Consider the following 10,984-nt stretch of genomic DNA (forward strand, 5'->3'; position numbering starts at 1 on the left):
CTGCAAGACTCCTGTGGGAGCGAGCTTGCTCGCGATAGCGGTGTGTCAGTCAACATTGATGTTGGCTCATCCGACGCCATCGCGAGCAAGCTCGCTCCCACAAGGGGTCCGGCTTCAGCCTTAGGCTTGCGTCAGCTTCGCCGCGGCCCGCTCGAAGCGGTCCAGACCGGCGTCGATATCGGCGTCTTCCACCACCAGGCTCGGGGCGAAGCGAATCACGTCCGGGCCGGCTTGCAGGATCATCAGGCCTTCCTGTTCGGCGGCGTTGAAGATGTCTTTGGCCTTGCCTTTCCAAGCGTCGTTCAGCACGCAACCAATCAGCAGGCCCAGGCCACGCACCTGGGTGAACAGGCCGTACTTCTCGCCGATCTGCTCCAGGCGCGCCTTGAACTTGTCGTGCTTGGTTTTGACACCACCGAGCACCTCAGGCGTATTGACCACGTCGATCACCGCTTCAGCCACCGCACAAGCCAGCGGGTTACCACCGTAAGTGGTGCCGTGGGTGCCGACGACCAGGTGCTTGGCCAGCGCTTCGGTGGTGAGCATCGCGGCAATCGGGAAACCACCGCCCAGGCTCTTGGCGCTGGTGAGGATGTCCGGGACCACGCCGTAGTGCATGTAGGCGAACAGATGACCGCTGCGGCCCATGCCGGTCTGCACTTCGTCGAATACCAACAGCGCGTCGTGGGCATCGCACAGGTCGCGGGCGCCTTGCAGGTAAGCCTGCTCGGCTGGCAGCACACCGCCCTCGCCCTGGATCGGCTCCAGCACCACGGCGCAAGTCTTGTCCGAAATGGCCGCTTTCAAAGCCGCCAGGTCGTTATAAGGAACGTGGGTGATGCCGGTAATTTTAGGCCCGAAGCCGTCGGAATACTTCGACTGCCCGCCGACGTTGACGGTGAACAGGGTGCGACCGTGGAAGCTATTGAGCGCGGCGATGATTTCGTATTTTTCGCTGCCGAAACGATCGAACGCAACGCGACGGGCCAGCTTGAAGGCGGCCTCGTTGGCTTCGGCGCCGGAGTTGCAGAAGAACGCGCGCTCGGCAAAGGTCGCGTTGACCAGTTTGTGGGCCAGGCGCAGGGCCGGTTCGTTGGTGAAGACGTTGGACACGTGCCACAGCTTGTTGGCCTGCTCGGTCAGTGCACCGACCAGCGCCGGGTGGGCATGGCCCAGTACGTTGACTGCGATACCGCCAGCAAAGTCGATCAGCTCACGACCGGATTGGTCCCATACGCGGGAACCGGCGCCACGTACCGGTATGAAGGCAGCAGGTGCATAGTTGGGAACCATAACCTGGTCGAAATCGGCGCGTTGTACCGCGGCTTGCTCAACGGACATCGGAGTCTCCTGATGAGGAACACCCGCCTGGAACTGGCGGGCTTGGTAAGGATTGTAAGGACAGTTTTCAGCCCGGCCTTGCCGCCAAGCGACAACTTCTTATAGCGCCAACCCACGTTTTGCGCGGGTTTACGGCAATGCGACAAATAGCGTCGCAAAGGCGCAGTTTAAACGTTGTCGCAGGATTTGAGGTGCCTGCCTCCACATTTCCGCTGCCATATACAAAACACCTGTGGGAGCGAGCTTGCTCGCGATAGCAGTGGGTCAGCTGCAAATAGGTGATTGATACACCGCTATCGCGAGCAAGCTCGCTCCCACAGTTTTTTGTGCTGACCGCCCTATCCGCAGTCTTGCCGCTTAGCCCCGTTCGGACGGCACCGAGGACAATTCGAACGGGCTGCTGCTGCGTCGCTGGTTGCGGTCTTCCCGTGGCGTGGCGCCGAAGAAGTTGCGGTAGGCACTGGAGAAGTGCGGCCCCGAGGAGAAACCGCAGGACAGGCCGATCTGGATGATGGATTTGCTGGTTTGCATCAGCATCTGCCGGGCCTTGTTCAGGCGCAGTTCAAGGTAGTACTGGCTGGGCACACGGTTGAGGTATTGCTTGAAGATGCGCTCCAATTGCCGGCGGGACACGCACACATGCTGGGCGATTTCGTCGGTGGTCAGCGGCTCTTCAATATTGGCTTCCATCAGCAGCACCGCCTGGGTGAGCTTTGGATGGCTGGAGCCGAGGCGGTTCTGCAGCGGGATACGCTGGCGCTCGCCGCCCTCGCGAATGCGCTCGACCACCAACTCTTCCGAGACCGCGCCGGCCAGTTCCGCGCCGTGATCCCGGGCCAGCACCGCCAGCAACAGGTCCAGCACCGACATGCCACCGCAAGCGCTCAGGCGATCGCGATCCCAGTCGAACAGATGACTGGTGGCGATGACCTTGGGGAAGCGTTCGGAGAAGTCATCCTGCCAGCGCCAGTGCACGGCGGCACGGTAGCCGTCGAGCAAACCCAGTTGAGCCAGGGGATAGACACCGGCCGACAAACCGCCGATCACACAACCGGCACGCACCAGTTGCTTGAGGGCGCTGCTCAGAGGCGAGGCCAGGGCGGTCGGTGGCTCGTCGGCCAGCAGGAACAGCTTCTGGAAACCCTCGAGCTTGCCGGCCCAAGGTTCGCCCGGCAGTTGCCAGGCGCCATCGGCCGGGGGTTCGGCCTGCAAGAACGACAGCTCGTAGACCACATCCGGATGCACTCGCTGAGCGACACGCAAGGCCTCCTCGGCCAGCGCCAGCGTCAACGCTTTAGTGCTGGGCCAAATCAGGAAACCTATTCGATGGGCAGTCATGGCGGGCGATCCGAAGCGAAAACAGTGTTAAAGCCAAAAGCGGCTGCAACCAAATTAGACCATCTGGCGCGCGGTGCGCAGCATGACCCAAATCAGGTGCGTAACGGGAGCGATTACTTGAGGCTGCCCGAAAGAAATTGTTGCAGGCGCTCCGATTGTGGATTGACCAACACTTCGCGCGGGTTGCCACTTTCTTCGACGATGCCTTTGTGCAGGAACACCAGCTGGTTCGACACTTCACGGGCAAAGCCCATTTCGTGGGTCACCACGACCATGGTCCGACCTTCCAGGGCCAAGGCCTGCATCACTTTGAGCACGTCGCCCACCAGCTCCGGGTCCAGGGCCGAGGTCGGCTCGTCGAACAGCATCACCTCAGGCTCCATCGCCAGCGCACGGGCAATCGCCACGCGCTGCTGCTCGCCACCGGACATGTGGCCCGGGTAGGCGTCTTTGCGATGGGCCACGCCGACCTTGTTCAGGTAGTGCTCGGCCTTCTCCCGCGCTTCAGCCTTGGCCACGCCCAGTACATGCACAGGCGCTTCCATGATGTTTTCCAGCGCGGTCATGTGGGACCACAGGTTGAAATGCTGGAACACCATCGACAGCCGCGAACGCATGCGCTGCAGTTGCTTGGGGTCTGCGGCCTTCATGGCGCCGTCCTTGCCGGCGACCAGCTTCAGCTCTTCGTTGTTGAGCAGAATCTTGCCGGCATGGGGTTGCTCAAGCAGGTTGATGCAACGCAGGAAGGTGCTCTTGCCGGAGCCACTGGAGCCGATGATGCTGATCACATCGCCAGCGGCGGCTTTCAGGGACACGCCCTTGAGCACTTCGTGACTGCCATAGCGTTTATGCAGGTCTTGGACTTCAAGCTTGTACATGCGGTCGGTTCTCACAAAACGTCAGTCGTTGAGCAGTCGATCGGATCGATGCGTTATCAGTGCTTGCGCGGGGCCAGGTAACCCAGCCAGCGGCGCTCGGCCAGTTTGAACAGGCGCACCAGAATGAAGGTCAGGCACAGGTAGAACGCGCCGGCCGTGATGTAGGCCTCGAACGGCAAGTAATACTGCGCATTCACCGTGCGCGCCGCACCGGTGATGTCGATCAGGGTCACGATGGAGGCCAGGCTGGTGGTCTGCAACATCATGATCACTTCGTTGCTGTATTGCGGCAGCGCCCGACGCAAGGCCGACGGCAGCAGGATCCGGCGATACAGCTTGTAGCGCGACATGCCCATGGCCTTGGCCGCCTCGATCTCACCATTGGGCGTGGCCCGCAGGCTACCGGCGATGATTTCGGCGGTGTAGGCGCTGGTGTTGATGGCGAACGCCAGGCACGCACAGAACGTCGCACTGGACAGCCACGGCCAGAGGAAGCTTTCGCGCACGATCGCGAACTGCGCCAGCCCGTAGTAGATCAGGAACAGCTGCACCAGCATCGGCGTGCCGCGGATCACGTAGGTGTAGAGCCAGGCCGTCATGTTGACGAGCGGCTGCTTCGAGACGCGCATCAACCCCAGGGGCAACGCCGCCAACAGGCCGAAGAACAGCGACAGGGCCAACAATTTGAGGGTGGTCAGCAAGCCACTGAAATACAGCGGCAAGGCTTCATAGATGACGTTGTAGTCGAAGATCATAGATCAGCCGCCCTTACGCCTACCGAGTAGCGCTTCTCAAGGTGACGCAATGCCAGCAACGAGACACTGGTGATGACCAGGTACATCGCCGCCACTGCGAGGAAGAAGGTGAAGGGCTCGCGAGTGGCATCCGCCGCCTGCTTGGCCTTGAACATCATGTCTTGCAGGCCCACCACGGAAATCAGCGCGGTGGCCTTGGTCAATACCAGCCAGTTGTTGGTGAAGCCTGGAATCGCCAGGCGAATCATCTGCGGCACCAGCACTCGGAAGAACACCTGGAACCCGTTCATGCCGTACGCCATGCCCGCCTCGGCCTGTCCCTTGGGGATCGCCATGAACGCGCCGCGAAAGGTTTCCGACAGGTACGCACCGAAGATGAAGCCCAGGGTGCCGATACCGGCCGCCAGCGGGTTCAGGTCGATGTAGTCGTCATAGCCGAGCATCGGCGCCACGCGATTGAGCAGATCCTGGCCGCCGTAGAAAATCAGCAGGATCAACACCAGATCGGGAATGCCGCGAATGACCGTGGAATACAGGTCGCCCAGCCACGCCAGCCAGCGCACCGGAGAGAGGCGCAACGCAACGCCGATCAACCCCAGGACGATGGCCAGGGCCATGGACGACAAGGCGAGCTCAAGCGTCAACCATGCGCCATCGAGGATGACAGCCCCGTAGCCTTTCAACATGATTCAGGTCCTCGAAAGTGGGATGAAAAAATGGCGCAAACCGCAGAGATCCTGTTGCTTGCGCCATTTCGCACGAGTGGCGGGACGTCGTTACTTGCCGTAGATATCGAAAGCGAAGTATTTGTCCTGGATTTGCTTGTACTTGCCGTTCTCGCGGATGGCAGTGATCGCGCCATTGATCTTGTCTTTCAGGGCATCGCCCTTGCGAACCGCGATACCGATGCCGTCGCCGAAGTATTTCTCGTCGGTGAAGGCTGGACCTACAAATGCGAAGCCCTTGCCGGCGTCGGTCTTGAGGAAGCCGTCATCCAACAGGGTAGCGTCTGCCACGGTGCCGTCGAGGCGACCGGCGGACACGTCCAGGTAGATCTCGTTCTGCGAACCGTATGGCTTGATCTCGGCACCCAGCGGAGCCAGGACTTCACGGGCGAAACGCTCGTGGATCGAACCGCGCTGCACGCCGATGTTCTTGCCCTTGAGCTCAGCCAGGTTGTCGCCGACCTGGGTACCGGCCTTCATCACCAGACGGGCCGGGGTGTTGTAGTACTTGTTGGTGAAATCAACCGACTTCTTGCGATCTTCAGTAATGGACATGGACGACAGGATCGCGTCGATCTTGCGTACCTTCAGCGCCGGGATCAGGCCGTCGAACTCTTGCTCGACCCACACGCACTTGACCTTCATCTCTTCGCACAGCGCGTTGCCGATGTCGTAGTCGAAACCGACGATGCTGCCATCCGGGGCTTTGGAGGCGAACGGAGGGTAAGCCGCTTCGATACCAATCTTCAGGGGCTTCTCATCAGCGAAAGTCGGCAGGGACAGCACGGACAGTGCCAGGGCGCCAAGCAGCACAAGTTTCTTCATCTTGGGACTCCATCGGTAAAGGGCAAAAACGGCAGAGTGAGCGACAGCCCAATATGCGAATGGGTGAAACGAACGTTGGCGCTGCGTCCTAGGAAGCTCACGGCTTAACCAACGCGAGCCACGACGAGCGAGTGATCGGCATTCTAACGACAGGCCCGAAGCCGATATTTCTTCAATGCGACAACAAATTACAGAAGCACCGAGAAAGCTGTTCGAGCACATTGACAGCCCCGCAAATTCATGCAAGAGCAAAAGAAGGGAAACCGATCTATGCTGCAAATAGCGGGCCCATTATTCGCAAACCCTTCTAATCCGGCAAGCACAGCGTGTCGGCTTATTTTCCGAAACGCCTGGATCCGCCCTATAACGAGGCTTCGCGTTTCACATCGCCCCGTTATGGCGCCTTTGGTTACACATTTCGAAACACCGGTAACGTTCGGACACCTCTTACTTTAAACGCCGATATTTATTCGCAGACCATGCCAGCCGAACACAAAACACCGTGGCGAGGGCGCTTGCTCCCGCTCGGCTGCGCAGCAGTCGTAGGCCGGCCGACGCGGTATGATTGAATGACTGCGGTGCCTGGTTTTGGGGCTGCTGCGCAGCCCAGCGGGAGCAAGCTCCCTCGCCACAGAGCTAGGCGCTCGACATCCAAAAAAAAGCCCCGCTCGGCACTGCCGGGCGGGGCTTTTCAGTGTTACGGGTTACCGTCAGGCCACATTCATGGTCTTGTGCGTCTCGATCAGATGCGCCACCACACCCGGATCGGCCAGAGTGGAGATATCACCCAACCCGTCGTATTCCGCCGTGGCGATCTTGCGCAGGATGCGGCGCATGATCTTGCCGGAACGGGTCTTCGGCAGCCCGGGCGCCCACTGGATCACGTCCGGCGAAGCAATCGGACCGATCTCCTTGCGCACCCAGTTCTTCAGCTCCAGGCGCAGGGCCTCGCTGGTTTCTTCGCCGGCATTGAGGGTGACGTAGACATAGATGCCCTGCCCCTTGATGTCGTGCGGCACCCCCACCACCGCCGCCTCGGCGACTTTCGGGTGGGCGACCATGGCGCTCTCGATCTCGGCCGTACCCATGCGGTGACCGGACACGTTGAGCACGTCATCCACCCGACCGGTGATCCAGTAGTAGCCGTCCTCGTCGCGACGGGCGCCGTCACCGGTAAAGTACATGCCGCTGAAGGTCTTGAAGTAGGTGTCGACAAAACGGTCATGGTCGCCGTACAGGGTACGGGCCTGGCCTGGCCACGAATCGAGGATCACCAGGTTGCCTTCGGCCGCGCCTTCGATCAGGTTGCCGAGGTTGTCCACCAACGCTGGCACCACCCCAAAGAACGGACGAGTCGCGGAACCCGGCTTCAACGCCGTGGCACCTGGCAGCGGGCTGATCAGCACACCACCGGTTTCGGTCTGCCACCAGGTGTCGACGATCGGGCAACGCTCTTTGCCGACATTTTTGTAGTACCAGTCCCAGGCTTCCGGGTTGATCGGCTCGCCCACCGAACCCAACAGGCGCAGGCTGCTGCCATCGGCGCCTTCGACCGCGGCAGTACCCGACGCCATCATCGCGCGGATGGCGGTCGGCGCGGTGTAAAGGATGCTGACCTTATGCTTGTCGATGACCTTGGCCACCCGGGTGATGTCCGGATAATTCGGCACGCCTTCGAACAGCAGCGTGGTCGCGCCATTGGCCAGCGGGCCGTAGACGATATAGCTGTGACCGGTGACCCAGCCCACGTCGGCGGTGCACCAGTAGACCTCGCCCGGCTTGTAGTCGAACACCCGCTCATGGGTCAGCGCCGCATACAGCAAGTAGCCCGCCGTGGTGTGCTGCACGCCCTTGGGCTTGCCGGTGGAGCCGGAGGTGTAGAGGATGAACAGCGCTTCCTCGGCGCCCATTTCCTTCGGCGCGCAAACGGTGCCGGCCACCTTCATCAGGTCTTCATACCAGATGTCGCGATGCTGGTTCCACTTGATGTTGCCCGCCGTGCGCTTGCACACGATGACTTTCTGGATGCTGCTGGTTTCCGGGTTGGTCAGCGCGTCATCGACGTTGGCCTTGAGCGGGATCTTCTTGCCGGCGCGAATACCTTCGTCGGCAGTGATCACCACTTTGGATTTGCAATCGATGATCCGTCCCGCCAGTGCTTCAGGGGAGAAACCGCCGAACACCACCGAGTGAATCGCACCGATCCGGGTACAGGCCAGCATCGCGACCACGGCTTCAGGGATCATCGGCATGTAGATGGTCACCACGTCGCCGCGATGCACGTCCTGGCCGCGCAGGGCGTTGGCGAACTTGCAGACTTCTTCGTGCAGCTCGCGATAGGTGATGTTGCGGCTCTCGGACGGGTCATCCCCTTCCCAGATAATCGCAATTTGATCGCCGCGCTCGGCCAGGTGACGGTCGAGGCAGTTGTAGGAAACGTTCAAGGTGCCGTCGGCGAACCACTTGATGTCGACATGGTGATCGTCGAAGGAAGTCTGCTTCACCGTGGTGAAAGGCTTGATCCAATCGAGGCGCTTGGCCTGCTCGCGCCAGAAGCCGTCCGGATTGACGACCGACTGCTGGTACATGGCCTTGTAGGTCGCCTCGTCAGTCAACGTATTGGCCGCAACCTCGGGACGAACGGGATACACAGAAGCCGCACTCATCTTTCTTACCTCGGTGAATAGTTGTTTTTGTATGAACCCGTTGTAGCCCGGGGCGGGCCTATAGAACCATTCGACGATGGTAGTAACAAGTCCCTACAAAATGTCGGTACTAACGTGCAAGGCCCTGCCTGCCGGCATTTTCCTGTGTGGGAGCGAGCTTGCTCGCGATGACGGCGGCGCATCCAACATAGATGCCACGGACAACCCCACCATCGGTAGCGATTATTACCAGATCAACCAACAGTGTTTATCAAAACCCGGTCTTTTTGCGATTAACCCCACCCTCTAAAATCCACCTCGCCAACCGGCAAACACGATTAACGCAACACAGCCCCCACGAAGGCCGTTAATCCAACTTCCAACACTTGCTCCACACGCAACCCCAAAAAGGTTGCGTGACCCCACTCGACCTCAAAAAAGGTGAAATACAGATGAAAGCTTTATGGGTTCTGGTCCTCGGCAGCCTGTGCGCCACCGCGATGGCGGATGAGGCCCCGACCGACGTTGCACAGCAAAAACCAGCCATTGAGGAGTACACCTACTCCACCCACCTGGACATCGCCAAGGTCATCTCCATGAGCGACATCCCGAACGTCTGCGAAGTGGTCCCGGCCAAGATGGAATACGACGACTCCAAGGGCCAGCGCCACATCCTGAGCTACCGCGTCATGGGCAACGGTTGCTCGAACGACTGATCACAACTGGCAATTTCCACGGCCCGATTCCGCTCGGGCCTGGTTGTGTCTGGAGCCACCAAAAACGGCCAACAAACACAACATGTAGTGCAAAACCGCAAAAAACGCTGGTTTTTTGATCAAAAAAATCCACGATCCGCTTCATGCAAAAAAAATCTTACGCGGCCAAAGCCTTGTAAACCCTCGCTCCCACGCGGATATGCCCCCCGCCGTCCCTTCTGTGAGCCATTTCGCCGCAGCACGTAGGCAAAAAAGTCCTTATAATGCCGCCTTAAACGGGCCTGCAATATTCCCTTACAGGGAGTCAAACCAGCCTGAAGCCCACGCAGAGGCCCATCGCCTCCTTGCGCTCACAGCCGCTTCAGAACGACCCGTACATTTTTCTGTTTATTGCCTGCGTCAGCTGCTGCAACAAACGATTTTCCAAGATCCACCGCGGCCAGTAGGCCTTCAACGGGCATCTGGCCCTCACGCAGGAGACAACACGTCATGCTGAGCTGGGACGAATTCGACAAAGAAGACGGCGAAGTCGCTGTAAAAGGCGCCAACGCCGGCCACGCTTCTGAAGCCAACATGGACCGCCTCGACAGCGCCGGCGGTGCCGCCGCCCTCGAAGCTCGGGCTGTGACGGCCAGCGACTCGGCCGCGATCATTCGCGCCAAGGCCGCCCTCGACAAACTCGACGTCGCTGAAGGCCTCGCCGAACTCGAAGGCGCCTCCGCCCGTGTCGCCGTCGATGAAAAGCGCATGATCAACTGCCGCGCCGACCTCAACCAGCTCGTGCCCTTCAAATACGACTGGGCCTGGCAGAAGTACCTGGACGGCTGCGCAAACCACTGGATGCCGCAAGAAGTCAACATGACCGCCGACATCGCCCTCTGGAAAAACCCGGAAGGCCTGACCGACGACGAGCGCCGCATCGTGATGCGCAACCTGGGCTTCTTCTCCACCGCCGACTCCCTGGTTGCCAACAACCTGGTCCTGGCCGTGTACCGCCTGATCACCAACCCGGAGTGCCGCCAGTACATCCTGCGCCAGGCCTTCGAAGAGGCGATCCACACCCACGCCTACCAGTACTGCATCGAATCGCTGGCCATGGATGAAGGCGAGATCTTCAACATGTACCACGAGATCCCATCGGTCGCGAAAAAAGCCGCCTGGGGCCTGAAATACACCCGTTCGATCTCCGATCCGAAGTTCGAAACCGGCACCCCGGAAACCGATAAAGAGCTGCTGCGCAACCTGATCGCCTACTACTGCGTCCTGGAAGGCATCTTCTTCTACTGCGGCTTCACCCAGATCCTCTCCATGGGCCGCCGCAACAAAATGACCGGCGTCGCCGAGCAGTTCCAATACATCCTGCGCGACGAATCCATGCACCTGAACTTCGGCATCGACGTGATCAACCAGATCAAAATCGAAAACCCACACCTGTGGGATGCCGAGATGAAGGAAGAAGCGACCCAGATGATCCTGCAAGGGACTCAACTGGAGATCGAATACGCGCGCGACACCATGCCTCGTGGGGTGCTGGGGATGAATGCGGCGATGATGGAAGACTATCTGAAGTTCATCGCTAACCGTCGCCTGTCGCAGATTGGTCTGAAGGAAGAGTACCCAGGGACGACGAACCCGTTCCCTTGGATGAGCGAGATCATGGACTTGAAGAAAGAGAAGAACTTCTTTGAGACGCGCGTGATTGAGTATCAGACGGGTGGGGCGTTGAGCTGGGATTGATTAGCATGACCTGCTGCTCGAAAG

The 10,984-nt window shown here is 59.8% G+C and carries 9 protein-coding genes; 2 read left to right on the forward strand and 7 right to left on the reverse strand.

Annotated elements, in window-relative coordinates; translation table 11 throughout:
* Nucleotides 1–120: 120 nt before the first annotated feature.
* From AC515T_RS21980 to acs, 7 genes are all read right to left on the reverse strand, one after another.
* Nucleotides 121–1,341 carry an aspartate aminotransferase family protein gene (locus AC515T_RS21980; protein ID WP_496530005.1) on the reverse strand — a complete coding sequence of 407 codons (1,221 nt, stop codon included), beginning with the start codon at nucleotides 1,339–1,341 and terminating at the stop codon, nucleotides 121–123.
* A 357-nt stretch (nucleotides 1,342–1,698) separates the two neighbouring features.
* On the reverse strand, nucleotides 1,699–2,679 hold the full coding sequence (locus AC515T_RS21985) for a GlxA family transcriptional regulator (RefSeq protein WP_018612661.1): 981 nt from the start codon (nucleotides 2,677–2,679) through the stop codon (nucleotides 1,699–1,701).
* A 113-nt stretch (nucleotides 2,680–2,792) separates the two neighbouring features.
* The gene (locus AC515T_RS21990; protein ID WP_053124413.1) at nucleotides 2,793–3,557 is read right to left on the reverse strand and encodes an ABC transporter ATP-binding protein; all 765 of its coding nucleotides are present in this window, start codon (nucleotides 3,555–3,557) and stop codon (nucleotides 2,793–2,795) included.
* A 56-nt stretch (nucleotides 3,558–3,613) separates the two neighbouring features.
* Nucleotides 3,614–4,312 carry an ABC transporter permease gene (locus AC515T_RS21995; RefSeq protein WP_192261210.1) on the reverse strand — a complete coding sequence of 233 codons (699 nt, stop codon included), beginning with the start codon at nucleotides 4,310–4,312 and terminating at the stop codon, nucleotides 3,614–3,616.
* Nucleotides 4,309–4,998 carry an ABC transporter permease gene (locus AC515T_RS22000; protein WP_014339811.1) on the reverse strand — a complete coding sequence of 230 codons (690 nt, stop codon included), beginning with the start codon at nucleotides 4,996–4,998 and terminating at the stop codon, nucleotides 4,309–4,311. The genes AC515T_RS21995 and AC515T_RS22000 overlap by 4 nt, the downstream gene beginning before the upstream one ends.
* A gap of 90 nt (nucleotides 4,999–5,088) precedes the next feature.
* Nucleotides 5,089–5,862 carry an ABC transporter substrate-binding protein gene (locus AC515T_RS22005; RefSeq protein WP_122569291.1) on the reverse strand — a complete coding sequence of 258 codons (774 nt, stop codon included), beginning with the start codon at nucleotides 5,860–5,862 and terminating at the stop codon, nucleotides 5,089–5,091.
* 710 nt (nucleotides 5,863–6,572) lie between these two features.
* Complete coding sequence (acs, locus tag AC515T_RS22010) at nucleotides 6,573–8,528, reverse strand: acetate--CoA ligase (protein ID WP_496530006.1); 1,956 nt, start codon at nucleotides 8,526–8,528, stop codon at nucleotides 6,573–6,575.
* A 431-nt stretch (nucleotides 8,529–8,959) separates the two neighbouring features.
* Here acs and AC515T_RS22015 point away from each other — a divergent pair, with 431 nt between their 5' ends.
* Nucleotides 8,960–9,223, forward strand: coding sequence for a DUF2790 domain-containing protein (locus AC515T_RS22015; RefSeq protein ID WP_496530007.1), 264 nt, complete (start codon nucleotides 8,960–8,962; stop codon nucleotides 9,221–9,223).
* A gap of 489 nt (nucleotides 9,224–9,712) precedes the next feature.
* On the forward strand, nucleotides 9,713–10,960 hold the full coding sequence (locus AC515T_RS22020) for a ribonucleotide-diphosphate reductase subunit beta (RefSeq protein ID WP_024776511.1): 1,248 nt from the start codon (nucleotides 9,713–9,715) through the stop codon (nucleotides 10,958–10,960).
* The last annotated feature ends 24 nt before the right edge of the window (nucleotides 10,961–10,984 follow it).

It is taken from the genome of Pseudomonas sp. FSO-7 (assembly GCF_059579345.1).